Genomic DNA, 16,389 nt, shown 5'->3' with positions numbered 1-16,389 from the left:
GTGCGCACCGCTCCCGCCCGGGTATCACCACCGAGCACGTGGGCCAGAACAGCCGCTGCCCTGAGGCGAATCGACGGAGCGGTGGCTGCCACGAAACCTGGCGCTTGACGGGTACCCAACACTCGGAGGATCTGATAGGAAACCTTCCTATCAGTGCAACTCCCCACCCCCCGAACCCACTTGGAGCCCCCGTGGTGCATCCGACCCCCGACACGGCAGGCGCCCGCAGCGCCTCCCGCCGCACCGTCCTCGCCCTGTTCGGCACGTCCCTCGCGGCGATCCCCCTGCTCAACGCTCCGAACGTCGCGGCCGCTCCCACCGCCGCCCGCGCCATCGGACTCGACGACCCGGCGAAGAAGGAGATCGCCATGAAACTGGTGTCGAGCGCGGAGAACTCCTCCCTGGACTGGAAGGCCCAGTACAAGTACATCGAGGACATCGGCGACGGGCGCGGCTACACCGCCGGAATCATCGGATTCTGTTCCGGCACGGACGACATGCTCGACCTCGTCCAGCTCTACACCGACCGCAAGCCCGGCAACGTCCTCGCCAAGTACCTGCCCGCACTGCGCAGGGTGAACGGCACCGACTCGCACGAAGGACTCGACCCGAACTTCCCCAAGGACTGGCGCAAGGCGGCGCAGGACACGGCGTTCCAGCGGGCGCAGAACGACGAACGCGACCGTGTGTACTTCAACCCCGCCGTCCAGCAGGGCAAGGCCGACGGTCTGGGGGTCCTCGGGCAGTTCACGTACTACGACGCCATCGTGATGCACGGCGACGGGGACGACCCCACGAGCTTCCGCAACATCCGCAGGCGCGCCCTGCGTACGGCGAAGCCGCCGGCGCAGGGCGGCGCCGAGGTGGCGTACCTGAACGCCTTCCTCGACGCGCGGGTCTGGGCCATGAAGCAGGAGGAGGCCCACAGCGACACCAGCCGTGTCGACACCGAACAGCGTGTCTTCCTGCGCAACGGCAACCTGAGCCTCGACCCGCCGCTGGACTGGAAGGTGTACGGGGACAGCTACCACATCGGCTGACGGTCCGGCACCTACTCCAGCAGTGACACGCTCATCGGCCGGAACCGGACCAGTGAGCGCGCCCCGTCCCCGGCCCATGTCACCTCGACGCCGTCGCCGTCGACCGCCACGGCGGCGACGGCGTCCGCGACGGGCGCGGGCCCGGCTTCCGCGGTGAGGGTGGCCAGGGACACGTGCACCGAGGTGCCGCTGGTCCGCCCGGCGAGGCGGGGAACGTGGGCCCATCGAGTCCAGGCCGTGCCCTGGGGGTACGCAGGGATTCGGGGCCCAGCCGTTGTAGTGGTCGAAGGCCCGTCCGTTGCCGTCGGTGTACCAGCCGTCGCCGCTGTACCAGCCCTCCAGCAGGTCCACCGCACGCTGCCGGACCGCCGCGGTCTCCGCGTCCCCGCGGCCCACCGACTCCAGGAACCCGGCGACGGTGAAGGGGAACAGGTACCAGTTGTTCGGCGCGGGCGAGTGGCGCAGCGCACCGCGCAGCCAACCCTCCGCCCGGTCCTGGACGCCGGGGTCGAGGTTCTTCCACAACCAGGCAGCGGTCAGCCGCAGCCCGAGCGCTACCGACACCGACTCCACCATCGGCTGGCCCTGCACATCGTGGTCCAGGATCACAGGCCAGGACTCGGCGTCGCCACGGCCCGGGGTGCGGGTGCCGGCGGCGAGACCACGTGCGTACCGCTCCACCCAGCCGTGCGGATCGTCCCCGCCCGCGCCCGCCACGCGGAACGCGGCGGCGAGGAACGTGCGGGCATAGCCCTCCAGACCGTCGGACCGCACCCCGAGCACGAAGGCCGTCCGGGCAGATCCAGCAGGGCGCCGCCCGGTGTGCTCCAGCGCCATGCCGACGTCAGCAGCCCGTCCGCCACGGCCTCCCAGTGGGCGCGGGTGTACCCGGTGTACGGGCTCGACTCGCCGTCCTCCAGGGGCAGTTCGAAGGGAGTGCTCATGCCTGGATCGCCGCCCTTTCGCGTCGTACCGGATGCAGAAAGCCGGCGCCCGAGGCCCAGCGGCCGATCTCGGCCAGGGCGAGGTCGGCCAGCCGGCGACACTCGTTGCCCTGGGAGCCGGCCAGGTGGGGGGTGATGAGCACGTTCGCGCACTCCCACAACGGGTGCTGGGGAGGCAGTACTTCGGGATCGGTGACGTCGAGGACGGCGCGGATGCGGCCCGCCACGGCGGCGTCGGCGAGCGCGTCCTGGTCGACGACCGCACCGCGGGCGGTGTTGATCAGCACGGCTCCGGGCCGCATCGACTCGATCAGCTCGCGGCTGACCAGACCACGGGTCGCGGGCAGCAGCGGCGTGTGCACGCTGACGGTGTCGCTGCGCGCGAAGAGCTCGTCCAGTTCGACGCGGGTGACACCGAGTTCGGCCACATCGGCCCCGGTGGCGTACGGATCGTGGAGGAGCACGTCGAGGTCGTGCGGGCGCAGCAGCTCGATGACGCGGCGGCCGATGAGCGATGCCGACAGGATGCCCACGGTGCGGCGGAAGTTGCCGACGGTGCCCGGTGTGCTCAGCCCGTCGTCACGGTTGCGGGAGGTGCGGTAGGCGCGGGCGCGTTCCAGGACCTGCTTGCCGGTGAGCAGGATCATCGCGAGGGTGTACTCGGCGACCGGCACGGCGTTGGCCGAAGCGGCGGAGGACACCTCGATACCGCGCTCCCAGCAGGCGTCGGTGATGTGGGCCCGGACGCTGCCCGCGGTGTGCACGACCGCACGCAACCGTGGTGCCGCCCGCAGCACGGACCCGTCCAGCGGAGGGCAGCCCCAGCCGGTCACCAGGAGTTCGACATCGGCGAGGACTGCCCGGGCCGTGGGTGTGGTGAGGTCGTCGAGGACGGGGAGTACGAGGTCGCAGAGGGCGGCGAGCGCGTCGAGCGACTCGCGGTCGAGGACGGCCGCGGCGGCCTCCGGGGACATCGCAAGGGCGGCCCGGGGACGGAAACCGGGACCGGGCTGGGAGTGGGTCATTTGGGCGCGGCAACTCCTCACTCGGTGGTGCTGTGCACGCGAGGCTCCTGCGTGTCCGTGCGGACACGGTCTGTGCGGAACACGGGAATCCTCACGGCCGAGCCGGTAACGGTCAAGGGACCGCCGAGAGGAAGGGCCACACGGTCGAACACTCATCAAGGCGCGGACGTCCGCTCCCTTGTGGAGCCCCGCACGGTCAGCGTCGGCCACAGCTCGGTGCGCTGCACCGGACGCGCGGGGTTCCGGTACGAACCGTCGAGCCGCCCCGGCAGCACCTCGGCCGCCACCCGACCCACCTCACCCTTCGGCGGCGACACGGCCGTCAGCGGTGGGGTGCCGAGACCGACCACCACGTTGTCGTAGGCGACGGCCGAACAGTTCCGCGGAACGCGCGCACCGCTCGCGGCAAGCCACTGCACGATCATCAGGGCGTCCACGTTCCCGTGCAGTACGGCCGCCGTCACGCCCGGCTCGCGCAAGGAGGCGGCCGAAAGTGCGGTCCCGTCCCCGTCGCGCTGTGCCTCGGCACCGGACCCGGACGAACCCGGCACCCAGGCCCAGCCCTCGACCAGCGGATGCGCGGCGGCGATCTCGCTCAGGGCGGCCCGCACCGTGCGCACGGTGGGACCGTCGTCGCGGGTGGCGAACACCATCCGCCGATGTCCGAGACCCACCAGGTGATCCACGGCCAGATGCGCCCCGTACCACTGGTCCGAGCACACCGACTCCATCGCGTGCAACGCACTGCCCGCGGAGCGCCCGGGATGCACCGGTCGGCCCATGCCTGCGCGCGGGTCGGCGTCCACACTGGTGAGGAACGCGGAGCTCGGCCGGAGGGCTCGAATGCGCGATCAGAACGACAGGCGGACGAGCCGGGCGAGCGACGTGTCGGACTTGAGCGGCTGGAGATGGCGATGACCCGACCGGATGACCGCCGCCCGATCGTGGTCGGTGTCGATCCCGACCCGGTCAAGCGGGTGGCTGTGGTCTGGGCGGCCGATGAGGCCGCACGCCGCCGGGTGCCCCTGCGTCTGGTGCACGCCGACACCGTGCCCACCACGGAGTTCCGGAGATGGGAGCTGCCGCGCTCCTGGCAGGTGCGCGATCAGGCGCTGCACGAGGCCGGCCGGCATGTCCTCGAGGCAGCGGTGGTCATCGCGCACGAGCGGCAGCCGCGGATCGAGGTGTCCGGACTGCTGGCCGAGGGGAACCCGGTGCCGGTCCTTCGGGAGCACAGCCACGACGCCACGGCCGTCGTACTCGGATCGTGGCACCTGAGCCGGATGAGGGAGATGTTCGGCTCCGACTCGATCGCCCTGCCTGTCATATCGCACGCGCACTGCCCCGTGGTCGTCGTGCCCGAGCCGGAACACCCCATCGAGGAGCCCGCGTTCGTGGTCGTCGGTGTGGACGGCAGCGCCAGTTCCGCGGCGGCCGTCGACTTCGCCTTCGAGGAGGCCGCCCTGCGCGGCGCGGCACTGCGGGCGCTCTATGTGCGGCACCCGGGGCTGCTCGGGGTGACCGACGAAGGCGCGGCGCAGCGGGAGTGCGGGCGGCTGCTCTCCGAGACGGTGGCCGGGCCCAGCGCCGCCCACCCGCAAGTGGAGTCGCATCACGAGGTGGTCGATGGCCATCCCGTGAAGGCACTGACCGACGCCTCCGCCCACGCGCTGGCCCTGGTGGTGGGGACCCGGGGCCACGGCGGCTTCGCCGGCATGCTGCTCGGCTCGGTGAGCCAGGGCGTACTGCGCCACGCCCGATGCCCCGTCGTCGCCGTGCCGCTCCCGGCCGCCTGGGCCGGGCAGCACAGGCCCTGAGCGGCGTCGCCGAGACCTCGGGCGGGGTTCGCGCCGCGGTGGCGAACGGCACGTACGCGTGGGTGGTGGTGACCGTGGTGCTGGGGATCGTCATCGCCGCGTCCGGCAGTTCGCTCGGTCGCGTGCGTAGGCTGGGCGCATGGTGTCGCACACCACCGGGCGGCATGTCGTCCTGCCCGTGCTCAAGGCGCGATGGCTCAGCCAGACCTTCGTCCACTGGCCCTACGAACCGCGCCGTGTGCAGGCGCTGCTGCCGGCCGGTCTGACCGTCGACACCTACGACGACACGGCGTGGGTGGGATTCACGCCCTTCGTCATGGCGGGCCTGCGCCCGGGCGTTCTGCCGCCCACACCGTTGTCCTTCGCGGAGACCAATCTGCGTACCTACGTACGCCGTTCCGACGGTCTCGACGGGGTGTGGTTCCTTTCCCTGGAGGTCACCACCCGGGCCATGCTGGCGGCATGGCTGATCGGCGCGCCCTACCACCTCGGGGCTCTGCAGGTGCGCAACGAGGACGGTGCCGTGCACTACGCCGGGGTACGTCGTGGAGGCTTTCCGTCCTATCGCCTCACCGTCCGCCCGGGCGCACCGTTCACCCCGGACGCGAGAGATGTGTGGCTGACCTCCCGGTGGCGTGCCTTCACTCGCATCGGGCGCGTGCTGTGGCAGACGTCCGTGGAGCACGAGCCGTGGCCCCTGTGCCGCGCCGAGGTGGTGGAACTGCGGCAGACGCTGACGACGGCGGCCGGGCTGCCGCCGCCGTCCGGGCCCGCCCTGCTGCACTTCTCGCCCCAGGTGTGCGCGGTGCGTTTCGCACTGCCCCATCCGGTGCGAAGCAACTGAACGGCAGGTACGGGACTGTTCGGGTGGTCTTCCGCCGCGGATCTACGGCGCGGCCGGGTCCAGCAGCCGGGGCCCGTTGTTGTGGACATCGTTGACGGCCGCCGACACCGGGCGTGCGTCGAGACGGCCGTCTGCCGGAGGGTTCAGCAAGGCGCGCAGCCGGCCCGGGTCCTGGTGCTCCGGAGCCAGCCAGGCGTCGTGCCGTTCGGGGTCGACCGCCAGCGGCATCCGCGGGTGGATGCGGCCGGCGGCGTCGGTGGCCTCCGTGGTGATGATGGTGCAGGTGGTCCACCAGGCCGCGGGGTCGTCGTCCTCGGCCACCGCGGGATCGCGCCAGAACTCGTACAGCCCGGCAAGGGCCATCACCTGCCCGTTCTCCGGGCTGATGAAATAGGGCTGCTTGTGGGCCTTCACCCGGTCGGTCGCCTGGACCTGCTGCCACTCGTAGAAGCCGTCCGCGGGCAGCAGACAGCGCCGCTTGAGGAAGGCACGGCGGAAGGCCGGCTTCTCGTGGATCGTCTCCACCCGGGCATTGATCATCTTGGCGCCGATCTTCGTGTCCTTCGCCCAGGACGGCACCAGCCCCCACCGCAGCGGCCGCAACTGTCGCCTGGCGGTGCCGCCACCGCGAGGCGTGCGTTCCAGCACCGCCCACACCTCGTCGGTCGGCGCCACGTTCCAGCTCGGCTCCAGGACGTCCTGCCGGTTCCAGTCGGTGACGTGGAAGAGCCAGACCAGGTCTTCTGGACTGCGGGTGGACACATATCGACCGCACATGGCCTCACTGTGCCACGTGTGGTGACGCACCACCGGCTCCGAAAAAGGGCCGGTCACCGGCGGGCGCAGCCACCGTCTGTGGCGGAGTGCCGGTGAGCCCCGGGTGGGGCCACCGAGGCGAAGGCCATGCGGAACAGGTCCCAGGCGCTTGCGTCACCGACAGCTGTGCTCCCGGCCTGCGCGGCTCGCACGCGCAGGTACACCGACTCGGTGGCCGCTCCACCGGCACCGGCCGGGTGGGCGGAGTCGACGGGGATCCTCTCCATGAGCCCCCTCCTTCCGTGCACGCTCCGAAGCGGCCGACAGCCCCCCACGGCGCGCGACCATGGTGCGGCCCGGCGGGGCCGCGGCTCACCGGGCGGCCTCGGTCCGAGCCCGCAGCCTGCCACTGCGACGGCATGAAGGCACCCCGCGCCGCGACCGCCGCTTCGCGACCACCCGGTTGGCGCAACGGCAGCGGCCTCCGCGGCACCGACAGCCGCTCGGTGTCCCCCGGCAGCGGCCCCGGCCCGATCGCGGCGATCCGGCGGCTGATCCCTCCGGCGGTGCCGCCGACCGGGTCCCTTACCCCCGGTGGCCACGTCCCGGCCCGGACCGCGCGGCCTCGTCCGCCTCCTGGTCGAGGGCCTTTGCCGATGGCCCCGCCGCGGCACTCAGGCGCTTGCGGGCAGCCTGGGCGAGGGCCAGCGCGCCCATGGCATAGGCGCCGCAGAGCACGGCGGGGGCGCGGGGGCGCGGGCGCCCGGAAGTACCGGCTCCAGCGACCGCAGCAACGTCTCGTGTGCCGACCACAACGCCAGGACGCCGCACACCGCGGCGGCGCCCGACAGGGCTCCGCCCGCGCCGATCCGCCGCAGCGCGGCCCTGACCTCACTCTCCACCGCGAGCAACTCGTGCCGCGCCAACTGCGCGGTGTCCTGGGCCAGGCGGGCCGCCGAGTCACCCACCGGACTCCTGTGGTGCGACAAGTCCTCGCCTTGGATGCCCATCGCCGCCGCCTCCGTCTCGTTCCGCATCGGGTTCCGTGTCTCTCGACGCCGGAGCCGACAGCCGGGAGTCCTCCCCCGCAGTACCCCCTCACACCGCACCGACACGGCATCGGTCGCCGGTTGCGAGCCCCACGTCGGCCGGACTCGACGCGCCACTCACCCATCCGCCGCCAATACGTGCCGACGACGAAAAAGGGTGTGATCATTATAAACCACCGCAATACGGACGGTCTGTGAGTGAGGAGCGACGGTGAGCGACCCCGACAGGAAGTCCGGAAGCACGCGCGCGGCGGGTTCCGCGGTCGACGAGGCGTGCGCGGTCGCCGACGCCGTCCTCTACGAGGGGTACCTCCTCTATCCGTACCGGCGATCGTCGGTCAAGAACCGGGTGCGCTGGCAGTTCGGCATCCTGGCGCCGCGCGCCTGGGCGGAAGCACACGGCCCGGTGGCGGCGAGCATCTCGGGCTCCGTGGAGTCCTGGCAGCAGCAGACCGAGTGCCTGCTGCGGGCGGACTCCGGCGCAGTGGTCCGGGTTCGCGTGCGCTACCTGCAGATGCAGCACAGGGCCGTAGAGCGCCGGAACGAGGAGGGCCGCTACACACCGGCGGACTCCGTGGAGGCCTCAGGGGCCGTGTACCTGGCCTTCGACGAGGCCGTACCCCGCGAGGAAGACTTCGTCGTCCCGTTGGACGGTCTCATGGACGGGGAAAGGGAGTTCTCTTTCGGCGCTCCCGGTGGCCAGGAGACCGAAGAGCTGCCCGGTGGTACCGGACGGCTGGTGCGCCGACGCCGGCCGGTCCGGGCACGGACGACACTGCACGCCGAACGGCTCCCCGGCCGCGGATCCCTGCACCGACTGCGGGTACGCACGGAGAACACCTGCGGCGGCGTGCCTGCTGAGACCGGACGTGACGAGGCGCTGCGGCACGCTCTCATCGCCACGCACACCCTCATCGGTGGCGAGGGAGTCGCCTTCTTCTCCTCCATCGACCCTCCGGAGGAGCTGGCGGAGCAGGTCCGGACCTGCGCCAATCTGCACACCTTCCCGGTGCTCGCCGGTGAGGAGGGCACGGACGGTCTCGTGCTGTCGTCCCCGATCATCCTGCCCGATCATCCGCAGGTGGCGCCCGAGAGCCCGGGCGACCTCCATGACGCCGCGGAGATCGACGAGATTCTGACCCTGCGGACCCTGGTGCTCACGGACGACGAGAAGCGGGAGGCGCGCGCCACCGATCCCAGGGCCGCGCTCATCCTGGACCGGGTGGAGACCATGCCGCCCGAGGTGATGGCCCGGCTGCACGGCGCCATCCGCTCTCTGGCTCCTGGCGCCGACTGCCCCGCCGGACCGGCGGACGACCACCGTCCTGGACCGGGAAGGGTGTCATGGACGCCATCGAGTTGCTGAAGCACGACCACCGTATGGTCGAGCAGCTGTTCCGCGACTATTACGCCGCCGCCTCCGGACCGCAGCGCCGCGCCGTGGTCGAGACCCTCGTCCGTGAACTCTCCAGGCACACGGCGGTCGAGGAGCTGATGGTGTATCCGCTGGCCAGGAAGGTGCTCCCGGACGCGGAGCAGGAGATCGACGACCACCTGGCCCAGCACGTGACGGCCGAGAAGACCCTTCTGGCACTGGACAAACTCTGCGCGGACGACGAGCGCGAGCGCGAACTCGTCGCGCGCCTGCGCCAGGAGATCGAGGAGCACCTGCGCGAGGAGGAGGGCGAGCTGATGCCGAAACTTCGTGACGCGGTCTCCCAGAGAGAACTGGACGAACTGGGGCGGCTCCTCGCGCGGGCCAAGCAGACCGCCCCCACCCGACCACACCCCAACACGCCCGTCGAGCCCCCCGCCCTGGCGTTCGCCGGACCGGTGGCCGCGGCCTACGACCGACTCCGGGACCGACTGCAAGGGAGGCCGAGCACATGAGCGGGACCACGAAGGTCAGCCAAAACCCCGAGCGGGCCGATCAGAGAAGCGGCTTCGACGAGATCCATATTCTGTGGATCTCCGAGGGCATGAGCTGCGACGGCGACACCGTCTCGATGACGGCCGCCGGTCAGCCGGCCATCGAGGACATCGTCCTCGGACTCGTACCGGGCCTGCCCAAGGTGAACCTGCACAACAAGGTGCTCTCACCCACCATGGGCGGCGAGGACTTCCTCGTGCCCTTCCGCGCCGCGGCACGGGGCGAGCTGGAGCCGTTCATCCTGGTCATCGAGGGGTCGATCCCCAACCAGAAGATCATCCAGGGCGACGGCTACTGGACCTCGTTCGGTAACGACCCGGACACCGGCAAGCCGCTCACCCTCAACTGGTGGATCGACCACCTCGCTCCCCGTGCCTGGGCCGTCGTCGCCGTCGGAACGTGCGCCACCTACGGCGGGATCCACGCGATGGCCGGCAACCCGACCGGCTCCATGGGCCTGGCCGACTACCTGGGCTGGGACTTCAGATCACAGGGCGCGCTGCCGATCGTGAACGTACCGGGCTGCCCGATCCAGCCCGAGAACTTCATGGAGACCCTCACGTGGGTCCTGTACCACGCGGCCGGGTCGGCGCCGCCACCCCCACTGGACCACATGCTGCGGCCGCAGTGGCTGTTCGGCAAGACGGTGCACGAAGGCTGCGACCGCGCCGCGTACTACGAGCAGGCCGACTTCGCCAAGGACTACAACTCCCCCAAGTGCCAGGTGAAAGTGGGCTGCTGGGGCCCGGTCGTCAACTGCAACGTGCCCAAGCGCGGCTGGATGTCGGGCGTGGGCGGCTGCCCGAACGTGGGCGGGATCTGCATCGGCTGCACGATGCCCGGTTTCCCGGACGCCTTCATGCCGTTCATGGACGAGCCGACGGGCGCCACCATCTCCTCGGCCCTCATCAGGCCCTACGGGGCCGTCATCCGGCGACTGCGCGGCATCACCAACATGGCCGTGAACCGCGAGCCCAAGTGGCGTCACCCCAAATCCGAGCTGACGAGCGGTTACGACGCGCACTGGCGCCCCTGAGACACACCGAGCGAAAGAGAGCGAGGAAAGCACGGACATGACGGCAACCGAGGCGCGGGGCGCCAAGCGCAAGCCCGCGCAGATCGTGGACATGTCCTGGGACCCGATCACCCGGATCGTCGGCAATCTCGGCATCTACACGAAGATCGACTTCGCGAACCGGGAAGTGGTGGAGTGTCACAGCACTTCGTCGCTCTTCCGGGGCTACTCCGTCTTCATGAGGGGCAAGGACCCGCGCGACGCGGGCTTCATCACGTCGCGCATCTGCGGAATCTGCGGCGACAACCACACCACATGCTCCAACTACGCCCAGCAGATGGCCTACGGCATCAAGCCTCCGATGCTCGCCGACACCATCGTCAACCTGGGCGAGGCGGCCGAATACATCTTCGACCACACGATCTTCCAGGACAACCTGGTCTTCGTCGACTTCTGCGAGGCCATGGTCAAGTCCACAAACCCGAGCTTGCTGGCCCAGGCCGCGCGCACCGAGGCGCGCAACGGCGCGATCCACGGCTACCGGACCATCGCCGAGATCATGCGTGCCTTCAACCCGTTCGAGGGCGAGGTGTACAAGGAGGCACTGAAGGTCAGCCGGATCACCCGGGAGATGTTCTGTCTGATGGAAGGGCGCCATGTGCACCCGTCCACCATGTATCCGGGCGGCGTGGGCACGATGCCGGAGCCGACCACGTTCACCGACTACCTCTCCCGCCTGGTGCGCGTGATCGACTTCGTCAAGAAGGCCGTCGCGATGAACGACGACGTCTTCGACTTCTTCTACGAGGCACTGCCCGGCTACGAGGAGGTCGGCCGCCGCCGCATCCTGCTCGGCTGCTGGGGCGCCTGGCAGAACCCGGACGTGTGCGACTACCGCTACGAGACGATGAGCGAGTGGGGCAAGGCGATGTACGTCACCCCCGGCGTCGTCGTGGACGGCAAGCTCGTCACGAACGACCTCGTCGACATCAACCTGGGCATCAGGGTGCTGCTGGGCAGCTCCTACTACGAGGACTGGATCAACGAGCAGGCGTTCGTCACCCACGATCCGCTCGGCAACCCCGTCGACATGCGCCACCCCTGGAACCAGACCACGGTCCCCATGCCGCAGAAGCGCGACTTCAGCGGCAACTACAGCTGGGTGATGAGCCCTCGGTGGTACGACAGGACGAGCGACGAGCACCTCGCGCTCGACACCGGCGGCGGTCCCCTGGCCCGCCTGTGGTCGACGGCGCTCAACGGGCTGGTCGACACGCCCTACGTCAAGGCCACCGGTCACAGCGTGCAGATCTCGCTGCCCAAGAGCGAACAGCTGCCCGAGATGACACTGGAGTGGAAGATCCCCCAGTGGAGCAACACGCTCGAACGCGACCGGGCCCGGCCGTACTTCGTCGCGTACGCCGCCGCCATGGCCTTCTACTTCCTTGAGAAGGCGATGGGCTTCGTCCGTGCCGGCGAGACGAAGGTCTTCGAGAACTACGAGGTGCCGGACGAGGCGATCGGCTGCGGGTTCCACGAGGCGGTGCGCGGTGTCCTCTCCCACCATCTGGTGATCAAGGACAAGAAGATCGCCAACTACCACCCCTACCCGCCGACGCCCTGGAACGGCAGCCCGAGGGACATGTACGGCACTCCCGGCCCGTACGAGGACGCCGTCATGGGGCAGCCGATCTTCGAGGAGAACGGTCCCGACGACTTCAAGGGCGTCGACATCATGCGCACCGTCCGCAGCTTCGACCCCTGTCTGCCCTGCGGCGTGCACATGTACCTCGGCAAGGGCAACACGCTGACCAAGCTGCACTCACCCACGTACGGAGCGGCGCATGCCTGAGACCGCACGGCTCGACGAGGCGACGGTCGCGGAGCGGCTGGCGCGGCTCGACCTGCTGCTCGAGCAGCTCGAAGGCGCTCCCGGCCCCATGACCGGCGTGGCCATCGAAGCCGTGCAGGTCCTCGCCGCGGTCTACGGTGAGGCCCTGGCCCGGGTCATGGACGGCGCACACCCCCACCTCGTGGACCGCATGGTCAACGATGAGCTGATCGGCCACCTCCTCGTACTGCACGGCATCCACCCCGAACCGCCCGAGCGCCGGGCCGAGCGCGCCGTCGCCGTTCTGCGCCCTTCGGTGCGGGAGCGGGGCGGGGACGTCGAACTGATGGGCGTGGAGGAGGGCGTCGCCCGGGTGAGACTGGCCGCCAAGGGATGCGGGTCCTCCGCTGCCGAACTGGAGGACGCGGTCCGCGAGGCCGTGCTCACCCTGGCCCCCGAGCTCTCCGGCGTCGAGCGCGCGCCCGGGGGCGAGGGGCGGCCGAGCACCTTCGTACCGCTCGAAGCGCTCACCCTGCGTACGGCATCCGTCGGGGACCGGTCATGACCTCCGGTGCCCTCGCCCGCGTCATCCGCTCCGCCGCCGAGCGTCGCACGGACGCGGAGCGTTGCGACCTGTGCGGCGCGGACATCCCCTCCGAGCACCGCCATCTGCTCGGCACGAGCGGCGAGGAGGTGCTGTGCGCCTGCCGGCCCTGCTCCCTGCTCTTCGCCGAGGCCGGAGCGAGTGAGGGGCGGTACCGGCTGGTGCCGCGGCGGCGGGTGCGCCTGCCTCCGGTGGGTACTCGGGCACTGGGTGTCCCCGTGGGGCTCGCCTTCTTCGTACGGCGCGCGGACGGCACGGTGACCGCGCACTATCCCAGCCCGGCGGGTGCCACCCGCTGGGAGGCGGACCCGGTGGCATGGCGTGACGTCGTCGCGGACTGCCCGCCGCTCGCCACCCTGGAACCCGACATGGAGGCGCTGCTGGTGAACACCGCACGCTCCGCACAGGAGCACTGGATCACCCCGATCGACGACTGCTTCCGGGTGGTCGCGGCCGTGCGACGGGAGTGGCGGGGGCTGTCCGGCGGCAGCCGGGTATGGCCGGCCGTCGACCAGTTCTTCGCGGAACTGACCGAACAACCCTAGAACGGCAAGGAGCAGAGGATGGGCAGCATCCGAGTGGGTAAGCCGGACGTGAGGCCCGATACACCGAGCCATGTCTCCGGCCTGCACCAGGGCAACAGAGGCCCTTACAACCGTCAGACCGGACACCACAAGGACGGGACGGCCGACGCCCGGCGCTCGACCGGAATCCACTGGAGGAAGCACAACGCGATCGCGAAAACCATGCCGAATCTCCCCCCGGGGTGAGGCGGCGTTCACGACCGCAGACGACGACCTAGGAGTACGGACATGGCCAAGCGAGTACTGATCACCGAGGTGCTGCTCGTGGCGGGCCTCGCGACCACCGTGCTGCTCCGGGAGATGCCCGGACTGGTACGCGAAGTCAGGATCTGGCGGATGGTGGGACTTCCCGGCGTCACTCGGCGCCGCCGCTGACCACCCGCCCGCCGGGCGCCTTGGGCCGGGCCGCGCAGTCCTGCTGCGCGGCCCGGCCCTGCGGTTTCGGACCCATCGCACGGGCGCGTGGGCGGCCGGAGTGCGACGGCCGGCCCTGCCCGCGGAAGCGGTGCTCGACATGAGCCCTCGGCCGGTGCGTGCAACCGTCGATCCAGCGCAGGCCGCGCTCCCCCTCCCCCCCCGCTTCCCTCACCGCCCGGAGTCTTCCGGAGGACGCGATGGTGGACTGGGGCACCGGCCCAGAAGCGTGCAGCACGCAACGGGGAAGCGCGTCCGGTCGCCTCCCCCGTCGAGCTCGACGCGCCGTCGTGACACCCGGAACGGCCGCGTACGACAACCGCATGGCCGATCCCGCGGTCCGGCCGACCTATTGTTTCGCACTACACCTAGATGCATAATACGATTATGCATAGCCGGGTTATGGACCCTGAGGTCGCCGAGGCATCGCCCGAAGACCTGATGATCGTGGTGGAGCAACTGGTGCGCTCTGTGCGCGCCCGCGCCACCACCGACAGCGGCCTCGAGATCTTCCGGTGGCGTCGCGCCCAGCACACGGAGGCTCTGCGCGAACTGGTCATGGAACTGACCGGGCCGGAGCAGCACACGGTCAAGGTCGCACTCCCGGCTCTCGCCCGGGCGATCCGGCAGCGCCAAGCCCGCTCCTGACCCTTCCCACCATCACCACAACCACTCGCACTGCACGACAGCTCGAACTCAACGACACCGCTCGAAAGAGAACACTGCAATGAGTGCATCGCACGGGACGGCCGCCGGCCCGTTCAAGCAACCCAAGGCCGTCTGGGCCGTCGCGTTCGCCTGCATCATCTCGTTCATGGGCATCGGACTGGTCGACCCGATCCTGCCCGCCCTCGCCGAAAGCCTGCACGCCTCACCCAGCCAGGTCTCCCTGCTGTTCAGCAGCTACCTGATCGTCACGGCGGTGGCGATGCTGATCGTCGGCTGGGTCTCCAGCCGCCTCGGCGCGAAACGCACCCTGGTCATAGGCCTGGTCATCATCGTCGTCTTCGCCGCCCTGGCCGGCACGAGCGGCTCCATCAACGGCATAGTCGGCTTCCGCGCCGGATGGGGGCTGGGCAACGCGCTCTTCATCGCCACCTCACTGGCCGTCATCGTCGCCTCGGCCAGCGGTGGCTTCGGCGGCGCGATCATCCTGTACGAAACGGCCCTGGGCCTCGGTATCGCCGTGGGCCCGCTGCTGGGCGGCGAGTTGGGCGCCATCAGTTGGCGCGGCCCCTTCTTCGGCGTCGCCGTCCTCATGGCCATCGCCCTGACCGCGACCCTCGCCTTCGTCCCGTCCCTGCCCAAGCCACAGCGCCGGACCTCACCCATGGCCCCGCTCAGGGCGTTGCGCCACCGCGGTCTGCTGACCATGGGCATCATGGCCCTGCTGTACAACTGGGGCTTCTTCACCATGCTCGGCTACGCCCCCTACCCCATGAAGCTGAACGCGCATCAGCTCGGCCTGGTCTTCACCGGCTGGGGTCTGCTGGTGGCAGCCTTCAGCGTCTTCTTCGCCCCGCGCCTCCAGGCGCGTTTCGGCACCGCCCCGGTCCTCTACGCCAACCTGCTCGGCCTCGGCATCGTGATGGCCGTCATCGCCGCCGACGTCACCACTCCGGCCGTGGTCATCGTGGCGGTCATCGTCAGCGGCGCCTTCATCGGCATCAACAACACCCTCACGACCCAGGCAGTCATGCTCGTCTCCCCCGTCGAGCGTCCCGTGGCCTCCTCCGCCTACGGCTTCCTGCGCTTCATCGGCGGCGGTCTCGCCCCCTACGTCGCCGGCAAGCTCGCGGACGCCACCGATCTGAGCGTCCCCTTCTACGTCGGCGCCGCGACCTTCCTGCTCGCCATCCCCGTCCTGGCAAGCGGCCACCGCCTGCTCCACCAGGCCGAACAGCACACCGCCGACGGCTCGCCCGTCACGCCGGCACTCACCCCGGTCGGCGCGCCGGCGACGGTCGGCACGCCTCCGCTCATCGTCGCCGTCGGCTCCCACGACCGGGCCTCCGTCATCGTCGACACCGCGGCGGAACTCGCCCGTGCCGCCGGCAGCCCCCTGGAGGTGGTCCATGTGCAGCAGACCGCCGTCGTCGAAGGACAGGCTGTCGACACCGAGGACACCGACCAGGCCCGCGCCGCGGTGACCGCACACCTCGACCGCCTCGCGGCACACGGCATCGCCGCCACCGGCCAGATCCTCACCAGCGTGGGAGATCACGCGGCCGCCGGGCGCGTCCTGGCGCAGCACGCCGCCGACGTCCACGCCGGCACCGTCGCGGTGGGACGCTCCCCACGCGGCCCCCTCGCCCAGTTCGCCGACGGCAGCTTCACCACGGCCCTCACCCACGCGGCCGATTGCACCGTCGTCCTCGTCGATCCGGATCACAGCCCCCGGCCGCTGACCGCGTCGACGCTGACGGAGCTGCGCAACAGCCCGGCCTGAGCCGGGCCTCCACCGGCCGAGCAGCGGCCGCTGCCGGGCAGTCATCTCGTCGACTGCCCGGCAGCGGCTCCCGTCATCGGTGGCGCG

Annotated in this window: 19 protein-coding genes and 2 pseudogenes; 13 read left to right on the top strand and 8 right to left on the bottom strand. The window is 70.5% G+C overall.

Going from position 1 to position 16,389, the window contains the following annotated elements:
• Nucleotides 1–191: 191 nt before the first annotated feature.
• Nucleotides 192–1,040 carry a chitosanase gene (locus VXC91_RS07080; protein WP_329505968.1) on the top strand — a complete coding sequence of 283 codons (849 nt, stop codon included), beginning with the start codon at nucleotides 192–194 and terminating at the stop codon, nucleotides 1,038–1,040.
• 11 nt (nucleotides 1,041–1,051) lie between these two features.
• Here VXC91_RS07080 and VXC91_RS07075 read toward each other — a convergent pair whose 3' ends face one another.
• From VXC91_RS07075 to VXC91_RS07060, 4 genes and pseudogenes are all read right to left on the bottom strand, one after another.
• The gene (locus VXC91_RS07075; protein ID WP_329505967.1) at nucleotides 1,052–1,213 is read right to left on the bottom strand and encodes a hypothetical protein; all 162 of its coding nucleotides are present in this window, start codon (nucleotides 1,211–1,213) and stop codon (nucleotides 1,052–1,054) included.
• 91 nt (nucleotides 1,214–1,304) lie between these two features.
• Nucleotides 1,305–1,984 (bottom strand): annotated as a pseudogene (locus tag VXC91_RS07070) (DUF2264 domain-containing protein); the annotation flags it as partial.
• On the bottom strand, nucleotides 1,981–3,009 hold the full coding sequence (locus tag VXC91_RS07065; protein WP_329505965.1) for a hydroxyacid dehydrogenase: 1,029 nt from the start codon (nucleotides 3,007–3,009) through the stop codon (nucleotides 1,981–1,983). The gene VXC91_RS07065 and the pseudogene VXC91_RS07070, both read right to left, overlap by 4 nt.
• A 155-nt stretch (nucleotides 3,010–3,164) precedes the next feature.
• A pseudogene (locus VXC91_RS07060) lies at nucleotides 3,165–3,758 on the bottom strand (substrate-binding domain-containing protein); the annotation flags it as partial.
• A gap of 165 nt (nucleotides 3,759–3,923) precedes the next feature.
• Here VXC91_RS07060 and VXC91_RS07055 point away from each other — a divergent pair.
• Together VXC91_RS07055 and VXC91_RS07050 are read left to right on the top strand one after the other, a co-directional pair.
• Nucleotides 3,924–4,826 carry a universal stress protein gene (locus tag VXC91_RS07055; RefSeq protein ID WP_329505962.1) on the top strand — a complete coding sequence of 301 codons (903 nt, stop codon included), beginning with the start codon at nucleotides 3,924–3,926 and terminating at the stop codon, nucleotides 4,824–4,826.
• A 139-nt stretch (nucleotides 4,827–4,965) separates the two neighbouring features.
• Complete coding sequence (locus VXC91_RS07050) at nucleotides 4,966–5,670, top strand: YqjF family protein (protein ID WP_329505960.1); 705 nt, start codon at nucleotides 4,966–4,968, stop codon at nucleotides 5,668–5,670.
• Nucleotides 5,671–5,712: 42 nt separating this feature from the next.
• On the opposite strand, the gene VXC91_RS07045 is transcribed toward VXC91_RS07050, so the two are convergent.
• The 3 genes from VXC91_RS07045 to VXC91_RS07035 all read right to left on the bottom strand — a co-directional run bounded on the left by VXC91_RS07045 (nucleotide 5,713) and on the right by VXC91_RS07035 (nucleotide 7,463).
• Nucleotides 5,713–6,447 carry an SOS response-associated peptidase gene (locus VXC91_RS07045; RefSeq protein ID WP_329505958.1) on the bottom strand — a complete coding sequence of 245 codons (735 nt, stop codon included), beginning with the start codon at nucleotides 6,445–6,447 and terminating at the stop codon, nucleotides 5,713–5,715.
• Nucleotides 6,448–6,500: 53 nt separating this feature from the next.
• Nucleotides 6,501–6,713, bottom strand: coding sequence for a hypothetical protein (locus VXC91_RS07040; protein ID WP_329505956.1), 213 nt, complete (start codon nucleotides 6,711–6,713; stop codon nucleotides 6,501–6,503).
• 387 nt (nucleotides 6,714–7,100) lie between these two features.
• Nucleotides 7,101–7,463: a phage holin family protein gene (locus tag VXC91_RS07035; RefSeq protein ID WP_329505954.1), complete on the bottom strand. Its 363-nt coding sequence runs from the start codon at nucleotides 7,461–7,463 to the stop codon at nucleotides 7,101–7,103.
• Nucleotides 7,464–7,686: 223 nt separating this feature from the next.
• Here VXC91_RS07035 and VXC91_RS07030 point away from each other — a divergent pair, with 223 nt between their 5' ends.
• Genes VXC91_RS07030 through VXC91_RS06995 form a run of 8 tightly spaced genes read left to right on the top strand, consistent with a single transcriptional unit; the run spans nucleotide 7,687 to nucleotide 13,814 of the window.
• Complete coding sequence (locus VXC91_RS07030) at nucleotides 7,687–8,841, top strand: hypothetical protein (RefSeq protein ID WP_408057341.1); 1,155 nt, start codon at nucleotides 7,687–7,689, stop codon at nucleotides 8,839–8,841.
• Entirely contained in the window at nucleotides 8,820–9,365 is a 546-nt protein-coding gene (locus VXC91_RS07025; protein ID WP_329505952.1) for a hemerythrin domain-containing protein, read from the top strand. The genes VXC91_RS07030 and VXC91_RS07025 overlap by 22 nt, the downstream gene beginning before the upstream one ends.
• Complete coding sequence (locus VXC91_RS07020; RefSeq protein ID WP_329505950.1) at nucleotides 9,362–10,441, top strand: NADH-quinone oxidoreductase subunit B family protein; 1,080 nt, start codon at nucleotides 9,362–9,364, stop codon at nucleotides 10,439–10,441. The genes VXC91_RS07025 and VXC91_RS07020 overlap by 4 nt, the downstream gene beginning before the upstream one ends.
• Nucleotides 10,442–10,478: 37 nt before the next feature.
• The gene (locus tag VXC91_RS07015; protein ID WP_329505948.1) at nucleotides 10,479–12,272 is read left to right on the top strand and encodes a nickel-dependent hydrogenase large subunit; all 1,794 of its coding nucleotides are present in this window, start codon (nucleotides 10,479–10,481) and stop codon (nucleotides 12,270–12,272) included.
• Nucleotides 12,265–12,816: a NifU family protein gene (locus tag VXC91_RS07010; RefSeq protein ID WP_329505946.1), complete on the top strand. Its 552-nt coding sequence runs from the start codon at nucleotides 12,265–12,267 to the stop codon at nucleotides 12,814–12,816. The genes VXC91_RS07015 and VXC91_RS07010 overlap by 8 nt, the downstream gene beginning before the upstream one ends.
• Nucleotides 12,813–13,400, top strand: coding sequence for a DUF5947 family protein (locus VXC91_RS07005; RefSeq protein WP_329505945.1), 588 nt, complete (start codon nucleotides 12,813–12,815; stop codon nucleotides 13,398–13,400). The genes VXC91_RS07010 and VXC91_RS07005 overlap by 4 nt, the downstream gene beginning before the upstream one ends.
• A gap of 18 nt (nucleotides 13,401–13,418) precedes the next feature.
• On the top strand, nucleotides 13,419–13,625 hold the full coding sequence (locus VXC91_RS07000; RefSeq protein ID WP_329505943.1) for a hypothetical protein: 207 nt from the start codon (nucleotides 13,419–13,421) through the stop codon (nucleotides 13,623–13,625).
• A 42-nt stretch (nucleotides 13,626–13,667) separates the two neighbouring features.
• Nucleotides 13,668–13,814, top strand: a complete 147-nt coding sequence (locus VXC91_RS06995) for a hypothetical protein (RefSeq protein WP_329505941.1) — start codon at nucleotides 13,668–13,670, stop codon at nucleotides 13,812–13,814.
• On the opposite strand, the gene VXC91_RS06990 is transcribed toward VXC91_RS06995, so the two are convergent.
• Entirely contained in the window at nucleotides 13,795–14,028 is a 234-nt protein-coding gene (locus VXC91_RS06990; protein ID WP_329505939.1) for a hypothetical protein, read from the bottom strand. The two genes, VXC91_RS06995 and VXC91_RS06990, sit on opposite strands and share 20 nt — an antisense overlap.
• Before the next feature lie 212 nt (nucleotides 14,029–14,240).
• Between VXC91_RS06990 and VXC91_RS06985 the strand changes: the two genes are divergently transcribed.
• Together VXC91_RS06985 and VXC91_RS06980 are read left to right on the top strand one after the other, a co-directional pair.
• Nucleotides 14,241–14,501, top strand: coding sequence for a hypothetical protein (locus tag VXC91_RS06985; RefSeq protein ID WP_329505937.1), 261 nt, complete (start codon nucleotides 14,241–14,243; stop codon nucleotides 14,499–14,501).
• 79 nt (nucleotides 14,502–14,580) lie between these two features.
• The gene (locus VXC91_RS06980; protein ID WP_329505935.1) at nucleotides 14,581–16,302 is read left to right on the top strand and encodes an MFS transporter; all 1,722 of its coding nucleotides are present in this window, start codon (nucleotides 14,581–14,583) and stop codon (nucleotides 16,300–16,302) included.
• Nucleotides 16,303–16,389: the final 87 nt, after the last annotated feature.

Origin of the sequence: Streptomyces chiangmaiensis (assembly GCF_036281785.1) — a bacterium.
GTDB lineage: Bacteria > Actinomycetota > Actinomycetes > Streptomycetales > Streptomycetaceae > Streptomyces > Streptomyces chiangmaiensis.
Note: the sequence above shows the minus strand (reverse complement) of the source record. Positions and strands in the feature narration are given on the sequence as shown.

Excerpts from the sequence above, each read along its gene's own strand:
- VXC91_RS07065 (WP_329505965.1), bottom strand. The coding sequence starts at position 3,009 with ATGACCCACTCCCAGCCCGGTCCCGGTTTCCGTCCCCGGGCCGCCCTT.
- VXC91_RS07050 (WP_329505960.1), top strand. The coding sequence starts at position 4,966 with ATGGTGTCGCACACCACCGGGCGGCATGTCGTCCTGCCCGTGCTCAAG.
- VXC91_RS07045 (WP_329505958.1), bottom strand. The coding sequence starts at position 6,447 with ATGTGCGGTCGATATGTGTCCACCCGCAGTCCAGAAGACCTGGTCTGG.
- VXC91_RS07040 (WP_329505956.1), bottom strand. The coding sequence starts at position 6,713 with ATGGAGAGGATCCCCGTCGACTCCGCCCACCCGGCCGGTGCCGGTGGA.
- VXC91_RS07010 (WP_329505946.1), top strand. The coding sequence starts at position 12,265 with ATGCCTGAGACCGCACGGCTCGACGAGGCGACGGTCGCGGAGCGGCTG.
- VXC91_RS06995 (WP_329505941.1), top strand. The coding sequence starts at position 13,668 with ATGGCCAAGCGAGTACTGATCACCGAGGTGCTGCTCGTGGCGGGCCTC.
- VXC91_RS07005 (WP_329505945.1), top strand. The coding sequence starts at position 12,813 with ATGACCTCCGGTGCCCTCGCCCGCGTCATCCGCTCCGCCGCCGAGCGT.
- VXC91_RS07025 (WP_329505952.1), top strand. The coding sequence starts at position 8,820 with ATGGACGCCATCGAGTTGCTGAAGCACGACCACCGTATGGTCGAGCAG.
- VXC91_RS07015 (WP_329505948.1), top strand. The coding sequence starts at position 10,479 with ATGACGGCAACCGAGGCGCGGGGCGCCAAGCGCAAGCCCGCGCAGATC.
- VXC91_RS07035 (WP_329505954.1), bottom strand. The coding sequence starts at position 7,463 with ATGCGGAACGAGACGGAGGCGGCGGCGATGGGCATCCAAGGCGAGGAC.
- VXC91_RS07020 (WP_329505950.1), top strand. The coding sequence starts at position 9,362 with ATGAGCGGGACCACGAAGGTCAGCCAAAACCCCGAGCGGGCCGATCAG.
- VXC91_RS07000 (WP_329505943.1), top strand. The coding sequence starts at position 13,419 with ATGGGCAGCATCCGAGTGGGTAAGCCGGACGTGAGGCCCGATACACCG.
- VXC91_RS06980 (WP_329505935.1), top strand. The coding sequence starts at position 14,581 with ATGAGTGCATCGCACGGGACGGCCGCCGGCCCGTTCAAGCAACCCAAG.
- VXC91_RS06985 (WP_329505937.1), top strand. The coding sequence starts at position 14,241 with ATGCATAGCCGGGTTATGGACCCTGAGGTCGCCGAGGCATCGCCCGAA.
- VXC91_RS07055 (WP_329505962.1), top strand. The coding sequence starts at position 3,924 with ATGACCCGACCGGATGACCGCCGCCCGATCGTGGTCGGTGTCGATCCC.